This is a genomic window from Ectobacillus funiculus (genome assembly GCF_004138295.1).
Classification (GTDB): Bacteria; Bacillota; Bacilli; order Bacillales; family Bacillaceae_G; genus Ectobacillus; species Ectobacillus funiculus.
Window position 1 is genome coordinate 266182 of record NZ_SCFM01000006.1, and the last position, 23654, is coordinate 289835.

At 42.1% G+C, this 23654-nt stretch carries 24 protein-coding genes; 6 read left to right on the forward strand and 18 right to left on the reverse strand.

Translation table 11 applies throughout. The features are described from left to right. Nucleotides 1-12 precede the first annotated feature (12 nt). From EP737_RS05670 to chrA, 7 genes are all read right to left on the reverse strand, one after another. Nucleotides 13-882 (reverse strand): transcriptional regulator CcpC, encoded by an 870-nt coding sequence (locus EP737_RS05670; RefSeq protein WP_129726953.1) that lies wholly within the window; start codon nt 880-882, stop codon nt 13-15. A gap of 197 nt (nt 883-1079) precedes the next feature. Then, nucleotides 1080-1523, reverse strand: a complete 444-nt coding sequence (gene cbpB / locus EP737_RS05675; protein ID WP_129726954.1) for a cyclic-di-AMP-binding protein CbpB — start codon at nt 1521-1523, stop codon at nt 1080-1082. Nucleotides 1524-1675: 152 nt separating this feature from the next. Then, nucleotides 1676-1870 (reverse strand): antirepressor AbbA, encoded by a 195-nt coding sequence (gene abbA, locus EP737_RS05680; protein WP_129726955.1) that lies wholly within the window; start codon nt 1868-1870, stop codon nt 1676-1678. 195 nt (nt 1871-2065) lie between these two features. After that, entirely contained in the window at nt 2066-2581 is a 516-nt protein-coding gene (locus EP737_RS05685) for a ribonuclease H-like YkuK family protein (RefSeq protein WP_129726956.1), read from the reverse strand. A 95-nt stretch (nt 2582-2676) separates the two neighbouring features. Next, entirely contained in the window at nt 2677-2817 is a 141-nt protein-coding gene (locus EP737_RS27020; protein WP_484068188.1) for a DUF8106 domain-containing protein, read from the reverse strand. Nucleotides 2818-2921: 104 nt separating this feature from the next. Next, nucleotides 2922-3158 carry a YkuJ family protein gene (locus EP737_RS05690; protein ID WP_129726957.1) on the reverse strand — a complete coding sequence of 79 codons (237 nt, stop codon included), beginning with the start codon at nt 3156-3158 and terminating at the stop codon, nt 2922-2924. A 275-nt stretch (nt 3159-3433) separates the two neighbouring features. Then, nucleotides 3434-4588, reverse strand: a complete 1155-nt coding sequence (chrA, locus tag EP737_RS05695; RefSeq protein ID WP_129726958.1) for a chromate efflux transporter — start codon at nt 4586-4588, stop codon at nt 3434-3436. 215 nt (nt 4589-4803) lie between these two features. Between chrA and EP737_RS05700 the strand changes: the two genes are divergently transcribed. Further along, nucleotides 4804-5043 (forward strand): glutaredoxin domain-containing protein, encoded by a 240-nt coding sequence (locus tag EP737_RS05700; protein WP_129726959.1) that lies wholly within the window; start codon nt 4804-4806, stop codon nt 5041-5043. Nucleotides 5044-5168: 125 nt separating this feature from the next. On the opposite strand, the gene EP737_RS05705 is transcribed toward EP737_RS05700, so the two are convergent. The 3 genes from EP737_RS05705 to fadH form a co-directional block, all read right to left on the reverse strand. After that, entirely contained in the window at nt 5169-5672 is a 504-nt protein-coding gene (locus EP737_RS05705; RefSeq protein ID WP_129727064.1) for a DUF3993 domain-containing protein, read from the reverse strand. 501 nt (nt 5673-6173) lie between these two features. Then, nucleotides 6174-7424 carry an EAL domain-containing protein gene (locus EP737_RS05710; RefSeq protein WP_246040184.1) on the reverse strand — a complete coding sequence of 417 codons (1251 nt, stop codon included), beginning with the start codon at nt 7422-7424 and terminating at the stop codon, nt 6174-6176. A 581-nt stretch (nt 7425-8005) separates the two neighbouring features. Beyond that, nucleotides 8006-8770, reverse strand: coding sequence for a 2,4-dienoyl-CoA reductase (gene fadH, locus EP737_RS05715; protein WP_129726960.1), 765 nt, complete (start codon nt 8768-8770; stop codon nt 8006-8008). A 196-nt stretch (nt 8771-8966) separates the two neighbouring features. On the opposite strand from fadH, the gene EP737_RS05720 reads away from it, so the two are divergent. Beyond that, entirely contained in the window at nt 8967-9827 is an 861-nt protein-coding gene (locus EP737_RS05720; protein WP_129726961.1) for a metallophosphoesterase, read from the forward strand. A 183-nt stretch (nt 9828-10010) separates the two neighbouring features. Continuing rightward, the gene (locus EP737_RS05725; RefSeq protein WP_205650886.1) at nt 10011-10451 is read left to right on the forward strand and encodes a hypothetical protein; all 441 of its coding nucleotides are present in this window, start codon (nt 10011-10013) and stop codon (nt 10449-10451) included. A gap of 244 nt (nt 10452-10695) precedes the next feature. Here the strand turns inward: EP737_RS05725 and EP737_RS05730 are convergent, their stop codons facing one another. Further along, complete coding sequence (locus tag EP737_RS05730) at nt 10696-12804, reverse strand: RNA degradosome polyphosphate kinase (protein ID WP_129726962.1); 2109 nt, start codon at nt 12802-12804, stop codon at nt 10696-10698. A 111-nt stretch (nt 12805-12915) separates the two neighbouring features. Beyond that, a complete protein-coding gene (locus EP737_RS05735; RefSeq protein WP_129727067.1) occupies nt 12916-14451 on the reverse strand; it encodes a Ppx/GppA family phosphatase in 1536 nt (511 codons plus the stop codon). A gap of 221 nt (nt 14452-14672) precedes the next feature. Between EP737_RS05735 and EP737_RS05740 the strand changes: the two genes are divergently transcribed. Continuing rightward, nucleotides 14673-15131, forward strand: a complete 459-nt coding sequence (locus tag EP737_RS05740) for a YkyB family protein (RefSeq protein WP_129726963.1) — start codon at nt 14673-14675, stop codon at nt 15129-15131. Between the two features lie 48 nt (nt 15132-15179). On the opposite strand, the gene EP737_RS05745 is transcribed toward EP737_RS05740, so the two are convergent. The 3 genes from EP737_RS05745 to EP737_RS05755 all read right to left on the reverse strand — a co-directional run bounded on the left by EP737_RS05745 (nt 15180) and on the right by EP737_RS05755 (nt 17668). Next, a complete protein-coding gene (locus tag EP737_RS05745) occupies nt 15180-15836 on the reverse strand; it encodes a YkyA family protein (protein ID WP_165350702.1) in 657 nt (218 codons plus the stop codon). A 13-nt stretch (nt 15837-15849) separates the two neighbouring features. Then, nucleotides 15850-16671: a polysaccharide deacetylase family protein gene (locus EP737_RS05750; protein ID WP_129726965.1), complete on the reverse strand. Its 822-nt coding sequence runs from the start codon at nt 16669-16671 to the stop codon at nt 15850-15852. 271 nt (nt 16672-16942) lie between these two features. After that, complete coding sequence (locus EP737_RS05755) at nt 16943-17668, reverse strand: hypothetical protein (RefSeq protein WP_129726966.1); 726 nt, start codon at nt 17666-17668, stop codon at nt 16943-16945. Nucleotides 17669-18188: 520 nt separating this feature from the next. Here EP737_RS05755 and EP737_RS05760 point away from each other — a divergent pair. Beyond that, the gene (locus tag EP737_RS05760) at nt 18189-18980 is read left to right on the forward strand and encodes a DUF3967 domain-containing protein (RefSeq protein ID WP_129726967.1); all 792 of its coding nucleotides are present in this window, start codon (nt 18189-18191) and stop codon (nt 18978-18980) included. Nucleotides 18981-19021: 41 nt separating this feature from the next. Here EP737_RS05760 and EP737_RS05765 read toward each other — a convergent pair whose 3' ends face one another. Next, a complete protein-coding gene (locus tag EP737_RS05765) occupies nt 19022-20308 on the reverse strand; it encodes an ATP-binding protein (RefSeq protein WP_129726968.1) in 1287 nt (428 codons plus the stop codon). Nucleotides 20309-20654: 346 nt separating this feature from the next. After that, nucleotides 20655-21629, reverse strand: coding sequence for an HD domain-containing protein (locus EP737_RS05770; RefSeq protein WP_129726969.1), 975 nt, complete (start codon nt 21627-21629; stop codon nt 20655-20657). A gap of 380 nt (nt 21630-22009) precedes the next feature. On the opposite strand from EP737_RS05770, the gene EP737_RS05775 reads away from it, so the two are divergent. Beyond that, a complete protein-coding gene (locus tag EP737_RS05775) occupies nt 22010-23167 on the forward strand; it encodes an aminotransferase A (RefSeq protein WP_129726970.1) in 1158 nt (385 codons plus the stop codon). 172 nt (nt 23168-23339) lie between these two features. Here the strand turns inward: EP737_RS05775 and EP737_RS05780 are convergent, their stop codons facing one another. Next, on the reverse strand, nt 23340-23564 hold the full coding sequence (locus EP737_RS05780; protein WP_129726971.1) for a hypothetical protein: 225 nt from the start codon (nt 23562-23564) through the stop codon (nt 23340-23342). Between the last annotated feature and the right edge of the window lie 90 nt (nt 23565-23654).

Genomic DNA, 23654 nt, shown 5'->3' on the forward strand with positions numbered 1-23654 from the left:
AAGGATGAAAGGTTATTTTTTTACAATAAAATTCTTTACGAGATCAGCAAACGCTCCCACCTGCTTTAATTCAAGAGCAGCTTCATTCATTAAAAGCCATGTTTCGCGCGTTAGGCCCTTGCCGTCTACTGCCATTGGCAACTTATAAACCCCTTCTGCAGTGTGTAGTACACTTGACGGCAAAACCGCGTAGCCAATACCGTGCATAACCATTTGCTTGCATGTTTCGATTTGGTCTACAACAATGGTGCGCTTCGGTGGATGCGAAAACATCGCATACCACCAGCTTTGAATTTGCGAATAGTAGGTCGAATCGCTCTTAAACTGGATAAACGGTTTATTCGTATCCCGAAGCATCGCCATGTCGGAGATTTCTGTATCCACTAGGTACAGTTCATCTGTCAGTAAATGATATTTCTTCCCTGGATAATCCTGTGAGCCGCGCACAATCGCCAGATGTACATCTCCTTCGTAAAAATGCTTTTGTACTTCGCTGCTCCAACCGGTAAACAGCGAGATTTGTACGAGTGGATACTGCTCTACAAAGGTTTTTAAAATGCCCGGCAGCCAATATTGACCAATAATGGAAGCAACTGCAATCTTCAGTGTACCATGCGTTTTCGCCTGCAGAGCAGCAAGCTCATTTTTCACATTTTCCTCCTGCCGCAGCATCTCAATTGCGTATAACGTCACTTTTTCTCCCTCAGGCGTAATCGTCAGGCCCTTTTGTGAGCGAAGAAAAAATTTCATCCCCCATTGCTTTTCCATCGACTGAAGCCGTTGACTCAGCGCAGGCTGCGACACAAACAATCGTTCCGCCGCTTTTCTCATATTTAACTCCTGCGCCAATACGACCATCATGCGGAAATCATCTAGCTGCATATGGTAAGCTCCTTTCCTAATATAAAGAAAACTCGCCGATTGGCGAGCCCTGCCCTTGGGCGAAGACAGAGGCGTAGCCCTACTTATACTGTATTCCTAAAATTTCTTACTACGTCGAATGGTCTTCCTGCTAAAAATTTATACTTTCTTACAGTGTAAAAAAGTGCAACCTTTGGCAGAAAGTTGCACTTTCACTGCTATTTATTGTAGCGGCGCACCTTTTTACCTAATAGCTTCAAGATGGCACGGCGCGTTAAAATACCCTCGAAACAGCCGTCTTCATTTTCTACGCACACAAACGGATGATTAATGACCATATCAAGCCCTTGCGCAAATGTATCATGTAAGCCCAATCTTGGGATATTCACATTCATTACATCTGCCACCTTCATTTTCTCAAGACGTTCAAACTCAATGCGCTCCATCCCTAAAGTACGATCTAAAATCATAGCGGTACTAATCAATCCTTGCAGCTTGTAAGACGTATCGAGAACAGGAATGGCGGAATACCCGGACTTCACCAAAACAAGCATGGCATGTTCCAAACTGTTGGCAGCTTGCACATGTGCCACTTTTTCTGACGAGATTAATAAATCCTTCACGAAAATTTGCTTAAAGTCCTCTGTTGGAAGACTAATCATTGCACTTCCCCCTTTCTTGTATAGCACTATGTCTTTTTTTACCATTGATAGCGTTTCCACTTTATTAGCGTACTCAGCTCCTTTTAGCTGGTTCATATTGACATTCTCTATTTTACCATACACGCGAAAAAAATGACTACCAATTCTGGTAGTCACATATCAGCATTCCGTAAGCGGTCAAATAATCTTGCCACCTGCAAGTAGTGTACATGATCCGAATCCTTCAAGTCACTCTCTATATCTGCTAATTCACAGGAAAGAAGCTCGCTTGCGTATCTTTGTTTAAATAGTATCTTAAGCAAAAGGCTTTGATCTTCCTCCGTTAACCGCATCTTTTCCTTTTCCATCTCCCGACTCCCCCTTAAACAAAGTTCATCTTCTGTTATTATATAAAAATTTCACTTTGTTTAATAGAGGAGGAAAACCCTAAATGTTCGCCATCTTTCGACCGTTCCTAACATATAAGGGAAGATAAGGAAGGGGATATTTCAGTATTTCCTGATTCCCCCGATTTGCAAGCACAGAAATTGTAGGAATAGCACTTATTTTGTATAACGATTTGCGTAACTAGACGCAGCGTATGCATCCGGCTTAATTTTTGCTGTCAGCCCCATAGCCCTTATACGCTCTGTCATGTCTAAAATAAATTCCTTCGTCAGCCCATGGTTTCCGATATCAAGATGAATCTCCATTATCAAATGAGCGCCTTCATTCCGGTACGGATATATGAGTTCGAGCAAATCACTCATATGCCCTGGTGTAAACAAACAAGCAATCTCTTGACTTAAGTGTGTTTCTAAAGATATCTTTTCACGCAGGCTGTCTAACCTTCTATGTATAACCTCATTGCGCAAGCAGCCCCATGCTCCCTTCCCCACTCGGTGCAAATGGACAGCTGTAATAAAACGCGTATCGTCTCCGTGCGCCTGAGAATCCGTACCTATTGAAAGGCGATAGACGTTTCGCGGGTCTGCTTTCATAAAATTGCAGATGCGCGCAAATACATCATCAAACCTCATATGGCGCTCCGACAAGTTGTAAAAGAAATAGTCTCTCATATAACATTGTCCCCTCTCATGACAACTCCGGCATTCTCACTATATGATGCATAGGAGGTAAATATGCTGCCTTTTTTGTCAGAGAGAGCACTTCGTTAGCCTTTACTTGTTTTGATATTGCGTATGATATAACCGCAAGATGGGCATGTGTAAATTACATCTTGGTTAGATTGTGCGGTTAACACATCCTCCATTCGCGCAGCCCGTTTGCACGCGGGACAAATCACATTAGGCATATACACTAGGAAACACCCCTTTCCTTCTCAGTTTGAACAAGGGCAGAAGGAATCATACAAAAAAACAGCAACTCATGATGAGATGCTGTTTTTTTATGTATGAATTAGGAAATCATATCGTAAATCTCGATTGCTACCATATCGATATTGTCAAATTGATATGTTTGCGGTTTTTCTCCCGGCTGATACACTTCCAACTCGTACGTATCACTTTTATCAAAGTATTTCACACTGCATTTACGCTCGCCATTTACTTCAAAATAGCGCTGTGCCACTTCTCCGTTTGCAGCTTGCTCTTTCAAGCTAACAAGACGAGTAATAATTCCTTGGAGCAGAGACATAAAATCTCCCCTTTCTCTAATTTTCCTGCGCATAGTGTTTGCAACCGCACTTTTTCTATCCGCAACAACAGAAAATTTGTCTCATTCAATAGGATAACGGTTGAGAGCCAGAAACTCAATAAATTTGTCGAAAAAAGTTATACAGAAAAGCGAACATGGTTCATTTCTCTCCCAAAGTAAAACAGCACTCGTATAAAAGGCATGGTGCAGTTCCACTTATTGTCAGCGTGTAAAAAGCTAGTTTGCGGAAAGAAACTGCCAGCAGGAACTAGACCTTATACAAGCAAGCCGCACCCGAACGCAACACCAACAACAAGCCACGATGGAAGCCTCCAAACGCTAAGCAATGCAAAATATAGAAGCACAAGCACCGCATCGATCATTGTCATAACTGATGATTTGAAAATAGGATCATATAAAGCAGCAAGCAAAATCCCGACTACACCAGCATTAATACCGAGAAGCGCTGATCGCATGCTTGAATGCCCCCGCAGTGCATTCCAAAACGGCAACCCTCCTAGGATAAGCAAAAAGGCGGGCAGAAATATGCCGATTGTCGCAACAATCGCTCCCATTACTCCGTACAAACTTGCACCAATATAACTTGAAAAGGTAAATAACGGTCCGGGAACAGCTTGCGTTACACCATATCCAGCTAAAAACAACTCCTTCTTCATCATACCGCTATCCACAATTTCTGTTTCTAAAAGCGGGAGCACAACATGACCGCCGCCAAATACAAATGCCCCTGAGCGATACATCGTATCAAACAGCACAAGCAGCGGCGAGGATACAAATGTACACAAAAAAGGCAACCCAAAAAGCAAGGTGAAAAACAGGATAAGGGAGAATATACCCGTTTTTCTTGAAACAAAAAATGCTGTTATGTTCGTTATACCCGCTTCTTCTTCTCTATATACGAGATACCCAACAATACCGCTTACACCAATTACTATCAGCTGCATATACGATGATGGGAATAAAAAAAGACTCGCAGCGGCCGCAAGAACTATCGTTTGCCGCACAGCGTCAGGAGCAAGCTTTTTCCCCATCTCAAATACCGCTTGTGCCACAACAGCTACGGCAAGGAGCTTCAAGCTATGAATCCAGCCGGCTTGCGCCGTTTGCTCGTGCACAAAAAGCGCAAAGCTTGTCAATATCAAAACCGATGGTAGTGTAAACCCAAGCCATGCCAGCAAACCGCCTAAAAAACCGCCTCGCACCATACCAATAGCAATCCCAACTTGGCTGCTTGCAGGCCCCGGCAAAAAGTTTGCCAGCGCAACGATATCAGCATAGCTTTTTTCATCTAACCATTTCTGTCTCTCAACGTACTCTCTGCGAAAGTAACCAATATGCGCAGCAGGACCGCCAAATGATGTGCAGCCTAGACGAAGCGCCGTCCAAAATATATTTGTATATTGCTTCATTTTACCAACCCCAAACTATAAAAATGCGAAACACCCTTCATCCATTGTCCGCACCCATCTTTCATTATAGTTTGTAACGGGATGCCTGTCCCTACCTTTTTTGACTCTTTTCCCCCTTCTTGCCGCTTTGCTACGCCCTAATACGCTTAAGGAGGAAGTCTTCTCTCGGAATATGCTACAATATGTAACAACGACATAAGAAACGAGGTAACGAAATGAAAAAAGTAGAGCTATACACACAGCCAGACTGCCCGCCATGTCAAATTATCAAAGAATTTTTCAAGCATTATGAAATTTCCTACGTAGAGTACAATATTAAGCAGGACGGTGCCGCCCGCAAGCGTCTTCTGCATGATTATAACTCATATTCTACACCGACTGTTGTCGTAGACGGAGAAGCAGTGACGGGATTCAATATTGAAAGACTGCAAAATCTTCTTGGGATTGAAGCGTAAAGAAAACTCGCCGATTAGCGAAGACAGAGGCGTAGTTGCACTGATACTGTATTCCTAAAGTTCCCCACTACGTCATAAAAGCGGACACAGCAGTGTCCGCTTTTATGAATAAAATCTAGTTATACTCAGCCATTCTCTTTCTGTTCCTTCTCAAGTGCCTGAATTTCTGCTAACAATATCTTGTTACTATGATAGCCTGCCAGCTTCCACGTTCCCTCCATTTGTTGAAGCGATACAACTTCATAGATTGCTTTATCCTTAAGATGCTCGTACACATACAAGAGACCGTGCTCCTGATCATAAATCGTTTTCGTTTCAGATGTAAAGGAAAACGGTGCTGTGTTAGTAAGTAAATATGTGCCAGGTCCTTTTGCATCATCGCTGTTTTCGTCAATGAAGACCTGCAGGAAATTATCTGTAAAATACGGAGACAGTTTCTGATACATCGTCTCCGATGACAGCTTCTTGCCCCGAATCGCAAATTGTGCTTCGTATCCTTTTCGAATTGTGTCAAACACAGCAGTTCTATGTATTTTCACATTTCCCTTGTCGGTGGCAATCGCCACGCTTTGCCCGACAATAATCGCAAGCAGCAGCAAAAATGCAATCCACGCTCCGTATCGTTTCAACATGTTTCCCCCTCCATTTTATCCTGTCTCCATTGTAGCAAGTCACAACACGGCATAGACAATCTTTCGTTCGCAAAATCGCTACAGCAATAGACAGCGTTTTTTGCTGATATGTAGCAGGATTTCCATAAAGGGAAAGAACAAAACAAAAAATACACGAAAAAATAAAGAAAAGCGGACAAGACCCGCCTTTTATGGCAGCGTAGGGATGGGCCAGAGTAAAAGGCACTTTTTGCCCTTTGCAGAGGTTCAGCCTGGAGTCTGCCATTTTGGGCCTCGGGAGCTAGACATCACCCCGAAAGGTTATCCTTTCTTGTAAAGAAAACTCGCCGATTGGCGAGCCGTTGGGCGAAGACAGAGGCGTAGCCCTACTTATACTGTAGTTCTAAAATTTCTCACTACGTCGAATTGGCATCTAGCTAGAAATTTATACTTTCTTAAAGTGTAAAGAAAAACCGTGAGCGCGAAATAAATAGAACGCGCTCACGGCCTGTATTCTTCTCAAAATAACGCATCCTGCTCATATAAAAACTCATGCGACAAGTCAATAAACAAGTAATGCTGATCATCATCAATCGGGAACGAAAATGTACGAACCATCTCACCTGTGTCAATATCCGTATACAAGTCGGATAAACGCCCTTTCTTTTCAAAACGCATTTGCATGATATTTGCCAAAAAATACGGACGCCAGCTCCAGTTCTTTTGCTCATATTCCGGCACAAGCTCCCATTGGCCATTTTCCTTTACTAGGTTGCCAGACTTCTGAAAGCCGTCCTCATCACAGACGTACAGCCTAAAGCTGCAATCAGTAACTTCCTCACTAAGCGTCATGAGCCATTTATTAAAGCTCTCAATTTTCTTTTGCTTGGCCATCGCCGTGCTAATACGACTGCGCAGCCTTTCCGTTAGCGCATATATGTTTTCCAGCTTTCGTTTTTCATGAACGATAAATTCATGACATTCTTGTCTCAGCCGATCCTTTAAAATATCAGCATGCAAAAAGGATGGCATAAATCGCTGTAAATAGTCCCCTTGATAATACCGTCCCCCATTACGCCAGGCATATTGAAGCTGATAAAACGCATCAATATCTTCATAAAGAAGAGTTGCTCCAATTCTCCTTGCTAACAGAGAGATCGAATACAGCACATCCTGATAAGACTGCAGCATTGCAGTTTGCCGTAGGCTGCTCAAGTCCACCTTTAAAATGTCTGGTGACAACAGACTGATACGCTCAAGATTGCTCATACCTGCTCCAACCTTGTTAATGGCCAGCTGTACACCGTACGTCCGATAATAGGTGAGCAAATGTAACAATTGATTAAGATCACCTGTAAAATCCTGCTCTCGAATTTCCAACACAATATTTTTCAAGTCCAGCCCTTGCTTTTCATAAGCAAGCAGCTGATTCAAAAAGCTATCTTCCTCATCCTGCATGAGCAAATTGGCATTGCGATTAATGAATAACAGTGCTGACGGATCCGTTTCCAGATGCATTTGCAGCGCTTTTGTTAAAATCAAATTGTCGACCTCGATCCGATACTCTTCCGGAACAGATTCATCACGAAAAAACGACGCAAGACCTTGGATGCCTTGCTCTGTCTGAATGCGCCCGACCGCTTCATATCCAATTACCGTGTGCTCATCCGCACTGAAAATTGCTTGATAATAAGGAAGGACTTGATCTAAATTAGACATAACATCTAATGCGTCCACTAGTAATACTCCTCCCTTCTTCCTTCTCTCCATCGCTCGTACGACACCCCTTGCCGTAATCTTCTTTTACTGCTGCATGATCCGCAGGGTCTTTCCTTTCGGCACTAACGGACTGCTTTCAGACAAAATATCCTCAAACATAGATAGTAATAGTGTAACATTCATTTGCTTTATAGACCATAAGGCCAATCCATCAAAAATTCATAATTTATTTGGAATATGTACTGCAGCAAATTCTTCATATTTGTGGGCGTAAAACCACGCTACCTCTAGGTTCGTGGTAGCTCACCTTACTCACCATATGTAAACACGTAGAGCCCAAGGTCCTAAGCCCTCGATCGCCAGCATGCACAGATGCACAGATGTACATACTCATACCCGTCTCCCACCTTCTATTATAGGACTAATAGAAGATAGGAGACCACAAAATTTCCGACTACGTCGAGGTAGCTTCCGGCTAGAAATTTATGCTTTCTTAAAGAAAACTCGCCGATTGGCGAGCCCTGCCCTTAGGCGAAGACAGAGGCGTAGTTGCACTTATACTTTATCTCTAAAATTTCTCACTACGTCGAATTGTCTTCTAGCTAGAAATTTATACTTTCTTAAAGTGTAAATTAAAATGGATGCTGATGCAGATGCTGACCACCATCCATCGTCATTACCGCACCGTTTATATAAGAGGCCTCATCTGAAAGTAAATAACAGGCAAGACCAGCGATTTCCTCTGGTGTTCCAAGACGACCAAGAGGTACGCTTTCTAGCGTACGCTTCGCAGCCTCTTCTGACACCCAAAGACGTTCTGCTCCTCCTGTACGTTCAATCGGCCCCGGCGCAATGGCGTTTACGCGGATCCCATATTTCCTCCCCCATTCCACCGCAAGCGTACGAGTCATAGCCAATACGCCCGCTTTTGCCGATGCAGAATGAATAACACCAGGACCAGCATCCCAAGCATACGTAGCAATCATATTCACAATCCGTCCAGCAATCCCCCTTTCAATCCAATACTTTCCAACTGCGCTGCTGCAATAAAAGGTTCCGTTCAACACAATGTTGATAACAGCATTCCAACCGTTTACAGACAGCTCCTCCGCTGGACAAACAAAATTTCCTGCAGCGTTATTCACTAGATAATCAATACGCCCAAAAGCAGCATCCACCGATTGCACCATTTGCTGTGCTTGCTTTGGTTCACGCACATCCATTTGCACAACGAGTACCTGGTTCTCAAATTGCTCAATCTCTCGCTTCGCTTGCTCTAATGCTTCTAACGTACGACCTGTGATTACAACATACGCACCCTCGCAAGCAAAGCGAAAAGCCATCGCTTTCCCCATCCCGCTCGATCCGCCTGTTACAACAACAACTTTTCCCTTCATACGTCCCACCATCCCCTAAAATGGATACTTATTCATTTTATCATTGCTATTCTATGAATTATGCTTCATTCTTCAAAATAGCCTTCGATACGGAAAATTATTACAGCTTGAAAGAATATCTTTTCTTTGCTTACTGTCATACATACGAATAGAAAGCGATATAATAAAACAGATTTCTATAGATAGGTGAGAGACTATGACAAAGATTACTAGAAGGGCCTTTTTGAAAAAAAGTTTTTGTTTCTCGCTATATACACTACTAACATCAGGGATAGGGTATTATTACGCCAGACACATTGAACCTTCCTTACTTGTAGTTACCCGTCATTCCATCCGGTCTCCACTCATACCCAAAAGCTTTCACGGCATGAAAATCGTACAGTTCAGCGATTTGCATCTGGGCTACTATTATTCGTTGCCTCGGCTTGCTAAAGTTGTGAATCGAATTAATCAAGAAAAAGCAGATATTGTCTTTTTCACTGGAGATTTAATTGACGATCAACGATCCTGTCCGTTCACCTCTCGGATTGCACCCATTCTGCAACGTATTCATGCTCCTTTTGGCAAGTATTGCATTTATGGCAACCATGATCACGGTGGGTATGGTACCGAATTGTACAAAGTGATTATGAATGAATCAGGCTTTATTCTGCTGCAAAACAGCGAACAGCGTATCCATCTTGTTGATGGGAGTGAAATTGCTATTTTAGGTATCGATGATATGATGTTAGGGAATCCAAAGCTAGAACAGACACTGCGGCTCGCACGTCAGGAATTATATACAATTGTTCTCGTGCATGAGCCTGATGCCGCTCCAGTCATTGCACAGTACCCAGTAAACCTGCAGCTCTCCGGTCACAGCCACGGCGGACAAGTACAACTGCCTATCATTGGTCCTGTTATTACGCCTCCTCTTGCAAAGAAGTATATAGAAGGCTTTTATACCGTTTCTAATTTGACTGTATATGTAAATAGGGGACTCGGAATGACACGCGTACCGTTCCGCTTTTTCGCCCAACCAGAAATTACAGTTTTCACCCTCCAGCACGGCGAATAGTCGTGCTTTGCCTATTTTCTACAAGTTTCTCCACGCGTACTGGCTCCTTTATTCTCTCAATTCCATAGTATATCGTAAGTTTAATAAAGGAGGTGAAAACTGGTTTCATAGAATTTTCAAAAGCAGGTAAATAGTTCAATTCTGAATTGTAGCTTTTGGTAATTTTTATAAACCAGGTTAAAGATGTATCCTCACTTGCAGCCTATTCCGTTTCGTTCTGCTCCTATCAACCCGGGAGACACACGCATTCTACCGTTTTTTGGCTTTCCGTTTTTAGCAGGTATCGCCGGCGGCCTGCTTGGCGGCGCCGCGATATCACTTTGGCGACCTTGGTTTGGCGGCTTTGGTGGCCCCGGCTTTGGCGGCGGCTTTGGTTACGGTTATGGTTTTGGCGGCCCTGGCTTTGGCGGCGGTGGTGGCGGCTTTGGTGGCTATGGCTTTGGCGGCGGCTTTGGCGCTCCTGGCTTTGGCGGCGGCTTTGGCGCTCCTGGCTTTGGCGGCGGCTTTGGTGCTCCTGGCTTTGGCGGTGGCTTTGGCGCTCCTGGCTTTGGCGGCGGCTTTGGTGCTCCTGGCTTTGGCGGCGGCTTTGGCGGCGGCGCCTTTGGTGCTCCTGGCTTTATCTAGTAAGTGTATAATAAAACAAACTATAAAGCAGACTGCTTTTTATAAGCAAAACCGTCTGCTTTTTACATAAAACATCGATATAGACTCTTCTGCAACTGATAGATTCTTCTAAGGATCGTTAGGCATAAACAGAGGCACAGCCCTACTTATACTGTATTCTTAAAATTTCTCGCTACGTCGAATTGGCACCCGGCTAGAAATTTATACTTTCTTACAGTAAAAAAGCTGCTTAGCAGAAAGCAGCTCACTCCTCATCTCTATACTCACCGTATGCCATGCGAAACAACTCAGATTGGCTATCCATCTCCTCTTCCGTTCGCTGCACGTATACATATTCGCCAAATTCGTTTTGCTCACGTGCCTTTGTATTATCAAGCAAAGCTAAATTCAAAATATGAATGATCCGTATTTTAAGTGATTGATCTAAAATAGGAAAGGAAATCTCTATCCGTTTTTCCATATTGCGCGTCATCCAATCTGCCGATGACAAGTAAATCTTTTCCTCCCCGTTGTGATGGAAATAATATACACGGCTATGCTCCAAATAACGCCCTACGATACTAATCACGCGAATATGCTCACTAACACCCGGAATTCCAGGACGAAGACAGCAAATACCGCGTACAATTAAATCCACCTTCACCCCTGCCTGCGATGCCTCATACAGCTTTTGGATCAATGGTTTATCCGTTAAAGAATTCATCTTCGCAATAATATAACCATTTCCATATTGTTTCTGGTAATTGATCTCATCCTCAATTAAAGCAATGAATTGATCACGAATGTCGAACGGTGCTACTGACAGCTCATAAAAATGCGGCTTTGTCGTATACCCGCTTAAATAGTTGAAAAAATTTGTGGCATCAATACCAAATTCCTTGCGTGCAGAAATAAGACCAAAATCAGTATATAGCTTCGCTGTCGCATCATTGTAATTACCCGTTCCTAAGTGGACAAACCGTTCGATTTTTCCATTTTTACGACGAACGACGAGCGTAATCTTACTATGCGTTTTTAAATGGCTAACTCCATAAATAACATGACAGCCAGCCTGTTCAAGTTCTTTCGCCCAGTGGACATTGTTTTCCTCATCAAACCTTGCCTTTAGCTCAACGAGAACTGTTACTTGCTTCCCGTTTTCCGCAGCCGTTTTGAGCGCTTGAATAACAGGGGAGTCGCCGCTCACACGGTATAATGTTTGCTTAATTGCCAGGACATCCGGATCCTCCGCCGCATCTGCTACAAAATCAATTACCGGCTGAAACGATTCAAAAGGGTGGTAAAGCAAAATATCCTTCTCAAGCGCCTTTTCAAAGATATCATCTTGATCGGATAAATCCTGCGGGGGCTGCGGAATAAACGCTGGATAAATCAAATGCTCGTGTGTTTGTGCAAGCTGCTTGTAAAATGCAAACAAACATGTTAAGTCCAATGGACCCTCGGTAAAATATACATCATTTTCATGAATTTCTAGTACGCTATGTAAAAAGGATAATACACGCTCATCCATCCCATTCCTTCCAATTTCAAGGCGGACAGCGGCACCCCATTTACGGCGCTTTAATTCTTTTTCAATCACCTTCAATAAATCGCGCGCACCTTCTTCATGGATCGTCATATCGGCATTACGCGTAATTCGAAAGTGCGTTACAGATAACACGCGATGCCCTGTAAAAAGCTTATACATATAGTTGCTTATAACATCCTCGAGAAAAATAAAACGGGTTTTTCCATCATCGCATGGAAGTAAAATAAAACGTTCCAACACGGACGGAACCTGTACAATACCGAGCTTTAGTCGTTTTTCCTTCACTTCTTGCTCCTTGTCATACAGCATAACAGCCAAGTTCAGGCTTTTATTAAGAAGCATTGGAAATGGACGGTATGCATCAATCGCGACAGGCGTTAGCACTGGGAAAATTTGCTCATCAAAATATTCTTCAATAAACGTCCGCTGCTCCGGCGTTAAATCTGAAAAAGCTAGGAACGCAACTCCAGCCTCTTCTAAAGCGGGCTGCAGCACATGTAAATAGGTATCATATTGCAAATCTACTAATTCATGGGCCCTCATTGAAATTTTCTTAAGCTGTTGCTTCGGTGTAAGACCAGCCTTGTTTTCCGGTTGATTAAAGCCCGCCTTTACTTGATCCTGAAGACCAGCTACACGTACCATAAAAAACTCATCAAGATTTGAACTAAAAATGCTAATATACTTTAAACGTTCAAGCAGTGGATTTCTTTCGTCCAAAGCCTCTTGCAGTACACGCTCATTGAACGCAAGCCAACTGAGCTCGCGATTGTTATAGTAGGCTGTATCATGTAAATTCACAGAGTCTGTTTTCATCATGTCCATACGTACTACCCTTCCCTTTACACATTCTCACTGTACTCGAATTATCCACTGCCATAACATATTTCTATATACAACAATATAAAATCTCTGTAAACAGATAGGAAGATGTTACTAATTTATGAGAAAATTCAACTCAATATTACGTTTTAACGCCTTTTCTAATGGCTTTTTTTGCTTTTCAGCCTGCATTCTTTCAGCCAGGCCGCTGGAACGGCAAGAAATGAAAAATTGCAGGTCTTCTTTACGTTCCTCTATTAATATGTTTTTTACAAAATTACGATTTGTTATATTTAAAGCAGCTGCCAGCTGTAGGATTGAACCAAGCAATGATAGTTGCCGCTGTTCTTCCTTTGAAAACCAAGCATCGAACAGCTGCATGTACCGCTTAAAAGCGGAACGTGATTTATAAGAGGCCAACAATGCCAGCTGAATCCGCTCTTTATGCATCATACCGTCAATTGTTTTGTTGGCAAGCAGATAAAATGTATGTTGGCTGCTCGATTCCTCGTCAATATATTTTCCAATATTGAATACCTTAGCTGCCTTGCGCAGCAATTGTAATTCTTCCTCAGAAAACGAAGCCACCCCAAGCCTTTCGAGTTCATTACAAATGGCAGACACATTTATCATAAGCTGCATGACATAATCCATGTCCATCCCATATTCCTGAGCAAGCATATGCAGACTTTCCTCTACGACATTCGGGTAGTATGAGAGATGAAAGGGCTTTGTAAGCGCCTCATAAAACACACCTTCACGCAGACCCTTTCTGCTTAACACAAAGGATGGAGCATTTGACAAATGCATAATTGCTCCAAATACCTCGATTGCCGGAAGAATCGTATCAGCGCGATCCCGAGCCAAACCATCTTGTTTTTGCAGTTCAGAAAAGCTAAGAGAGGACAGATGCTGTTTAACACTGCCAATATGCGCAGCGTTCATTTCATATAAGTGCAGGCTGGAAATAGAATAGGAAATAAGCTGCTGATGAATTTTTGCCATATTGCGGGCACTGCCGCCAATTGCGATAATCGGCACCTCTTTCCCGAGCAGCCACGGCAATGTTTCCAACGAGCTCTTAACATAAGAATACAACTTCTCCTTTTCTTCAGCAGTCGGTACGTCTTCTTCTACAAATTGCTGCTTCAGCGAAAGTGCGCCAAAGGGAAAGCTGTAATACTCTACTAACTGTCTATTTTTGAAGTATGTAAGTTCCGTGCTGCCGCCCCCAATATCAATTGTAATCCCTTCTTCGAACGAAGTAGAATTTATGATAGCCAAATAACCATAATATGCTTCCTCGTATTCGGATAAAATCCGAAGCTTAAAATCAGTATGTTCCTCTACGAGCTGCTGGATATAGGACTGATTTTTAGCTTGTCGAACAGTAGCTGTCGCCATGCATATAACATGCTTAAGCCCATAGAATCGGGTGCTTTCCTGAAACTGCTGCAATGTAAGAATCAAAAGCTGAATGCCTGCTTCGTTAAGGATACCGTCTTCTAAATAGCTTCGTAATCTTGCTGTTACTTTTGTGTTTTCAAGCTCATGATATAATTTGCTAGTCCCTGTCTCATAAATGACAAGCCTTATCGTGTTAGAACCGATGTCAATAATCCCGTATCGCTGTTTCAATTCTATCTTCAGCCTCTTTTCGTCCAAAGTTTGTGTATTCCCCTGTCATCCGTATTACCTTATTTCTCTAACCTTATTTTACTAAATATTTCTGAGAAAGAAAAATGCAGTATGTTTCCTCAAGGCGTCTAGACCTGTCCACATTGTTCACAAAATGTTTTTCTAACAAAAGGATTGAATATTGCAAGAGAATGGTAATACATGATAATGTTAACATAAAAGGAGTGAAGAGTATGAAAACTTCTAAGTCGGGAACGGATGAACAGCCCGTTCCGTCAGCTGAACAATTAGCCCAAGCCGTCTTTGTCGTAAATCGCCATGCCAAAGCCGCTACGAATCCAAAATATTTATACTGGCTAAAGAAACGTGCACTTGAAAAGCTCATTCAAGAAGGAAAAGCGTTGAAGGAAGGATTGCATTTTTCTCGAAATCCAAAGCTCAGCCAACAGCAATCTGATGTGCTCGTTCACGTCGGCAACTACTTTTTCCATATCCCGCCTACAAAAGATGACTTCCAAAAGCTCCCTCATCTCGGCGAACTCAATCAATCGTACCGTAACCCAAAAACAGTGATGTCCTTATCAACTGCAAAAAAACTGCTGCAGCAATACATTGGTGCGGAGGCGTTTGAACAGGAAACGAAACTCTCCCGGCCTGAACCTTGGTACAAACGAGCTTATACACAAAAGTAAAAACCTCTTTGAGCATGAAACAAACCGTCCTTTGCAGGACGGTTTGTTTCATTTTATCTTCTCTTCGATACGAAAATTTGCCTGTTTATAGAATCGAACCTTTTCTTGATTATATTGCTGCGTTAGTTGATTAAAGGCTTCATTATTCGTTCGCATATCAGCATACAGTCCATTGACCTCTTGTACCTGGTCGGTAATTGTCTTTAATTTCTCTGTCTTTGTCTGTAGCATTCCATATAGCTTTTCTTCCGACGCAAGTGCTTTTCCATAAGCTTCATGCATATGTACAAAAGCAGTGAATCGTTCCTCGTATAAGGATACAACCTTTTCTGCCTGCTTTCTCAGCTTTTTATCCTCTATTTTGCGTATATGCTGATCTGCTTCCTTCATTTTACTACGTGCCTTCTCAAGGGCTGTTTGCTCTTTTGCCAAAATATTCGTCCGCTCCTTGAGACCTTGCAAAGCTTGCTCCACAGTACCCTTCACCTGGTCGCTATCTTCCTGTCCCCCCTGCAAAATACTGTCATATAACTGTGCATTTTTCTGTTCAAGCGCTGTTAATGCTTTTGCCTCTTCAAAGAGGTTTTTTTCCTGCTTTACAGCATCTTCAAACACAGCATACACTTCCTCTTCCGGCTTTGGTCCAAAGCAGCCGGACAATAGGCAGAGCAATAAAGCTGTGCTTAATGCTATCTTCTTATACAAACTGAATCCTCCTCTATAATCGGTTGTCATGCCAGAAATTCACCGAAAAATGTGCAGCTGGATCATATACCTCAAATTCATACCCTTCACTTCGGAGTCCGGCAATTACCTCAGGCAATACTTGCACGGTTTGCTTTTTTTCATGAAGAAGAATAACCTCCAAATTTCTGCTTGATTGTGTAAGAACATTTTGCACAATACCATTTGGGTTATTTGCTAGCTTCCAATCCAACGAATCAATTGTCCAATCCCATTCCTTTAAGCCAGCTGCAGCCATTTGATCACGCAGTGCACTTGTAAGCCCTGGCATGCTTCCGTATGGACAACGAGTCAAGTCTGAGTGTATTCCTGTAGCCTCCTGTAAAATAGCCTGCGCCTGCTTCATCTCATTGACAATTTGTCCTTCATTATACAGCTTTTGATAATTGTGAGTCATGCTATGCAAAGCAGGATAATTCCCTTCCGCTACCAGACGATTTATGCTGTCCTTATGACTCGAGATTTGAGCTCCAATCATAAAAAAGGTTGCCTGCACTCCGTTCGACTTCAGAATATTCAAAAGGGATTCTGTATATTCATTTGGCCCATCATCAAATGTGAGATATGCAATTTTCCGTACTTGACCGTTATATTTTTCAGGTACTTGTTTTGCCGCAGCCAGCATCGGCAGCTCACTGACAGGCTGAACAGTGCGAATTTGCTCGGATACAGCCTTTGCTGAAGATGAAAAGGATCGAGCGAAGAAAAAACCAGTAAAAGCGATGCCTACACCAGCTGTTACTACAAGAGCGCGCTTCACCCTTCTTCGTAAGCGCGGTATTCGAAAATCTGCCATTCTATCAATCCCTTCCTAAACTAGGCCCATTTGTTGTTTAAAGTGCAGAGCACCTTCTACCTCTTACACTGGCCAATAGCTACGCAAATACACACTCGCTTTTCCATTATTTATTATATTCCCATTTTATCTTATTTTGAAGAGTCTTCTATTAAAAACATACAGCAATGGAAGTTTTTATGTATACAAGTCTTATTTTTTGCGAGGAAGGAAGAAAGATGGCATCCGCAACATTATGCTTTCCTACTAAAAGGAACCGAATCGGTTCCTTTTACTCCTTTGAAAGCAATACCCTCTCTGTCTCATAAGGTCCATACATCATACTGCGGGCTTGGAACGTATATGTTGCACCAATGGTAATATGATCATGCGGATTTCCTTCTTGCGCTCTTGTTTGAAATGCTAATACAGCCTCTTCTCCAGGCTGCAGCAAGGGAATCCGCCAGCGCACAAGTCGAAAGACTACAGCACCCTCCCCTTTATCAGTCTGTAGCGTATCAGGTATATACGACAAATAATCACGAATCATGTGACTTCCAAACAACTGTACTACATCTACCGTCCCACAATTTCGAAGACGAATTTCTATCTCCAGCACATCGCCTGGTTGATAGCTGGAGACTTTTCTAGACTGATTGCAAACAATAAGCTGCGCCAAGACAAATTTCTCCCCACCCTGCACGACACGCTCCACTAAAACCCTCTCATTGCCAATCCTCCCTGTTGCTGTAAATCTGATTGTTTCTGATGAAGGTGTTACAGCTACCTCCCATCGCGAAACATTCGGGTTCGTCCAGGTCACAGTCTCCTCCTCTACCTTAGCAGGAGGAATCGACGAAGAGCGCAAAATGACTCCCTCTGGAAGATGCATGGCACATTCAATGTCCGTTAGGCTAGATGCGGCTGATAAAGTAACTCGCATCTGCGTTTCCTCTGGTTCATATACCGTATAGACTGACATATCCAGTCTATCCTGACATTTTGACATGTCCTTCACCTCAACCTCTTCCTCATTATTATATATATGATTACTCTCTCATTTTACTCCATATGGAAAACGAACTACAATGAAACGAGGTACAAGTTCATCATTGACTCTACCATATTCAACAAGGAATGCTAAAAATCATGCTCTATTTTTACATTTTAGACATGTTTTGACTAAAGAAACCATCTGTTAAAGAACATCATCAGCACTATTATTCGTTTTTTACACTTGAAGTATAAATTTCTGACTGGAAGGCAATTCGACGTAGCGAGGAATGTTAGGAATACAGTATAAGGGCAACTACGCCTCTGTCCGCTATCTTGTTTTTATTAAGAAAAGCGGATCTACCACCTATCCCTCCCTTTTTCTTCCAAAATATAACATTTACTCCTATCATCTTCTGCAGCTTTTTTACTAATTCCAACGGAACTTGTAGAAAACTTCCAACCATCCGACATTCTTTTTCAAAGGAGGAACCATGGGGCGTATGGAATTTGTAAGTACGAACCATTTGAAAGGAGATTTGGCTATGACAGGAACTTATAAGACAAAAGATATCGCTAATAAAACGGGTATCCCCGGCAATATAGTGCGAAAATACAGCAATTTGCTTGAACAGCATGGTTACATAATTGAGAAAACTGGTAATTCACGCACGTTTACAATGGCGGATATCCGCTTATTAAAGGATATTCATAAACGAGTGTCTGAGCTGGATGAAAATGCTGCTGAAGCAGTTACCACAGTATTACAAGGCAAGCCGGAAGATACGATACCCGTAGCGTTACAGACTGTCGAGCCTGAACAGGCTATGTCGCCAGCCAAAACACACATTGCTATATATGATGATGTGAATACGACCATTCGTGAGCAAAACAAAAAGTTCGAAGAATTTATGAATAAACTTGATACACTTGCACAGTTAAATGAAGCAATTATTCATCAAAACTCAACACTTATCTCACAAAATCGCCAAAAGGATGAGAAGCTGGATGGGCTCATGCAGGAGGTATACGTTAAAGAATCAAAACAAGAAAACATGCTATGCAACCTAATCGATCATGTCAAGCAAACTGAATCCAAGCAGGACGAAAAAATAGATAACGTGCTTAGTCAAATGTACAAAAAGGAATCCAAGCAGGATGAAAAAATGAATAAGCTTATCAATCATGTGTATAGGCAGGAGTCGAGCCGAGATGAACAATTGATGAGCCTTATTCGAGAAATGCAGGAAACAAAACGAATGATTGCCGCATCCAAAGAAAACACATGGGTAAAAACGATTAAAAACATCTTCCGCACGAAGCCGGAGCGTGCATAATAATAGAAATGAAAAAGTTACCGATACCCTCGGTAACTTTTTCATTCGGAAATGTCCAGCGGAAGAATCGGCAAGGTGATATTTGCTTCTGTTCCCTTCCCTTTTTCACTTTTGTAGGCAATTTTTCCTTGGTGCGCCTGAATAATGCTAAATGTTACCATAAGCCCTAAACCTGTCCCCTTCTCCTTCAAAGAATAGTATGGCTGCCCCAGCCTTGCCAGCTGTTCCTTGTCCATGCCAACACCACTATCCTTAACAGTTACAACCGCTTCATCCCCCTTTTGATAGGCCCTTACCTTCAAATAGCCTTTCTGATCGCCCACTGCTTCAACTCCATTTTTTACAATATTCATAATCGCTTGCTTTAGTTTTGCATGATTGCCAACCATATAAATATCCTTCTGAATCTCTGTTTGTAAATACACGCCTTGCATAGCCGCAAAGGAGGACATGATCGTTGACATTTCGTCAAGCAAATTTGATAAACAAAATTGCTCCTTTTTCTCCATTTGCGGACGTGCCAAATTTAAATAGTCTGAAATAATATGCTCTGCCCGATCAAGCTCAGTCAACACAAGCTCAAGATATTCCTTATTCTTTATATCCTCTGCTCTTTGAAATAATTGAATAAAGCCCCTAACAACTGTAAGTGGGTTTCTTACCTCATGAGCAACACTCGCTGCCAGCTCACTTATAATCATTAGCTTTTCCGATTTTTGCATCTCGACCCGCAGCATTGCATTATCATATAAATACTCTGCTAAATAGACTTGAAATGCCATCGCTACAGCCAATGCGATTGCGGCGATCGTAAAATACACATATGCTTGAGAAATAACCTGTGTAAAAGAATCATATAGAGAAACTAGGACAATGCTTCCGACTAGATAAAGAAGTGCATACAACGATGCAAGCAAAAAGGAGATAATCGTTTTCTTATGGTTTGCGAAAGTGTTCCATTTACGCGACAGCCAAAATGAAACACCTGTCAGGAAGGCGATATCGAGCAATTGTATCCAAATAGTATCTCCCCCGTATAAAAGCAAATAAGCGATTACAGAACATATCGCTGGAAACAGACCATATGCTCCTCCATATAAATATGTACCCATAATAGGAATAGCATGAAAATCGAAGTAATAATGTCCTCCAAGATGAATTGGATACATCATAGACAAAGCAACAATGCCTCCTGATAGAAGAGATGTTGTTTTCCAATTTCTCTTTGGAACAGATACATGATAACGACTCAAGCGAAGTGTTTCATACAAAAACACAGGCAAAATCACAATTGCAAGTTGAATAAGAAGATCCCCAATCTGCTCCAAACTCCCCGTCCCCCAGTCACCCTTTTTCCCTAATTATAACATTTATAGCTATTTAATTTGTAAAAATTTACATTTTTTACCCATTTTATGTAGGTACCCAAATCAACATGAATCGACATGTGGGTGTAAGAAAAGCGGACAAGGCCCGCCTTTTATGGCAGCGTAGGGGTGGGCCGGAGTAAAAGGCTCTTTTTTGCCTTTTGCGGAGGTTCAGCCCGGAGTCTGCCATTTTTAGCCTTGGGAGCTAGACATCACCTCGAAAAGTTATACTTTCTGGTGTAAAAAAGAAAAGGGCCGTGAAACATCACAACCCTTTGAATACATAACGGACCATGTCCGCTTTTCTTCATTGATAGGAAACATAATACGTTTTTTGTAAGCTCTTCACTTTTCTTAGCTTCTCCTGCGCTTCCTCACTTAAAGTACTAATCGGCCTTCCACCTACAAGAACCTCCTTGTCATATACTTTTTTCACCTCTACCTGCATCCTTTCCTTTGCTGGCGTTTCATGTATACAGATACGATGAGGCTCCCACAGCACTACATTCATCAATTCCTTTACTTCCGGGCTTTCACACGTTTGCAGATGGTAAATCAGCTCATAATTCGTAAGCGGTTCGATGAATGACAATTTGACCTCCTGATGCTTCGCGTACGCCGCCACCGCCTTTGCTAATAAGCCATCAATAGCAATTGCAAGCGGACTGAGAAAGGCATTATGATCGACAACCATCGCTTCCATAATATGAAGCCCTGTCTCTATATCGGTCTCCACAAAATCCCCCAGAAATCTAATATTTTGAATAAGTTCCCACGGCTCCTTAGCAATCCCCCCAACGAGGTATGCATCGCGTAAAAAGCTGTCAAAATGGTCTGCCCCAAGCAGGCTTGTTTTGCTTGTCAATGGTGTATTTTCATTTAATAAAGCTACAATATGCTCACCGTCATATCCATGCTTTTTCAGGATACGTGCTGCTTCGCCCTCACGGATGAGCTTTTCCGTATTCGCGTGATGATTAAAACCAAGTGTTTTTTCAACAGCATGAGAAAACGGTAAATGTCCGATATCATGAAGCAAGGCGGCCAGACGAAGCTCTTTATCATTTGGAAAGAAACGAGCAATAACGGACCAAACACCAATCGTATGGTCGAGCCTTGAATGCATGATCGGCGAGTAAAGCGAAGCAGTACCATAATGGCTTAAGAATTTTAACCTTCGGAGCGTTTTGGATTGAAATAGCTCCAGTTCGTGAGGAAGGGCTTTAATTTCATGTCTATAAAGCGGATCGTATACCGTTTCTTGGCAAAAGGTTTGCTGCACCTCTGATCACCATCCCACATTCTTTTCACTAGAGATTATCATCATACTATGATAGGTTTGGTATTATATTCATTGTTTTACAGAAACGTTAGAGAAATTTACATCTTTTTTCACATACTACATAATTGAAGGTTATCTTGAAGCGTTTTTATTTTTCAGCTTGTTTACTCCCAATAAAAACTTCGCAATGGAACTGGCAGATATGATAAAATAAACAAGAAAACTCGCTGATTGGCGAGCCCTTAGGTGAAGACAGAAGCGTAGTTGCACTTACACTGTATTCCTAAAATTTCCAACTACGTCAAATTAGCTTCCAGCTGGAAATTTATACTTTCTTACAGTGTAAATAAAAATTTTGCAGCGGAAGAAAGGAAGACTTTATGGAACATCTATTAAATCCTCGTGTAAAAAATATTCAAATCTCGGGCATTCGCCAATTTTTTAATATGATTCAAGAATACGACAATGTAGTTTCCCTTACGATTGGCCAGCCTGATTTCCCGACACCTTCTTTAGTAAAGGAGGCTGGCAAACGTGCTATTACGGAGAATATTACAAGCTATACGCATAATGCCGGCATTCTTGAGCTGAGACAAGCTGCCTCTGCTTTTGTCAAAGAGCGATACGCGCTCAATTATGATGCAGCAAACGAAGTGATTGTGACAACAGGTGCGAGTGAAGCGATTGATATTGCGTTTCGGACAATTTTAGATGAGGGAGCCGAGGTTATTTTGCCTGCCCCTATCTATCCTGGCTACGAACCGATTATTCGTTTAATGGGCGCAAAGCCTGTATTTGTTGATGTCCGGGAAAGCGGCTTTCGCTTAACAGCCAAAGCACTCGAGCAAGCTATCACAGCCAACACACGCTGTGTTGTTTTGCCTTATCCATCTAATCCAACAGGCGTCACACTTAGCAAGGAGGAGCTTCAAGAAATTGTTAATGTTTTAGAGGCTAAAGACATTTTCGTAATCTCCGATGAAATTTACAGTGAGCTTGTTTATGAAGGAGCTCATAGCTCGATTGCTCAATTCCCGTCTATGCGTGATAAAACAATTGTGATTAACGGCCTTTCCAAATCACATTCTATGACGGGCTGGCGTATTGGATTTTTGTTCGCTCCCGCTTATATTTCCAAAGAAATCCTAAAGGTGCATCAGTATAATGTAACATGCGCTTCCTCTGTCTCTCAGTATGCGGCAATAGAAGCACTGACGGCGGCCAAGGACGCGCCTCGCATGATGCGTCATCAATACAAAAGAAGAAGAGACTATGTATACCATCGCTTAACAAGCATGGGTTTATCAGTTGAACAGCCAACTGGCGCCTTTTATATTTTCCCTTCAATTAAGCAGTTTGAGACTAGCTCCTTTGATTTCGCCATGCGCCTTGTCAAAGAAGCTGGAGTTGCGGTTGTTCCGGGTACAGCATTCTCTGAGTACGGAGAAGGCTATCTTCGTTTATCTTACGCATACAGTCTAGAAACCCTAAAGGATGGCTGTGACCGAATCGAACAATTTTTGCAAGAAAAGATTTAAACATAAAAACGCTTGGATCACTCCAAGCGTTTTTATGCGAATTTAAAGATGAAACACACAAGAACTAGTATGATAACTTAGATTTGTATTTTTCTTCTCCAAAGCTGAATTACTGAGAATGGTAACTGTCCTTAGCTTCCATTTGTAATCGCTTACATTTATGAGTACTGGCTTATTTTGACTTCCACGCATTTCTTATTGTAAGCCAGCCAAAGAAGACAACTGCTAGCCAACCGATAAATGTCATCACATATGTTAAAAAGCTGATAAATCCATCAATTGCAGTAAAGGAAAAGAAATGAAAGAAGGATGTTAAAGAAGAACCCATCACTCCGGCTGCAGACATCCATAGCCAGCCGACAAATGCGGCGAAGAAAAACTTTAATGTGTTATCCATACAAGTCACCTCCCTTAGTAAGAAGTGATTATATTTCTATACTATTATTCAAAGAAAAATTCGGTGCTTACTATTGCTAAAATAGGCGCT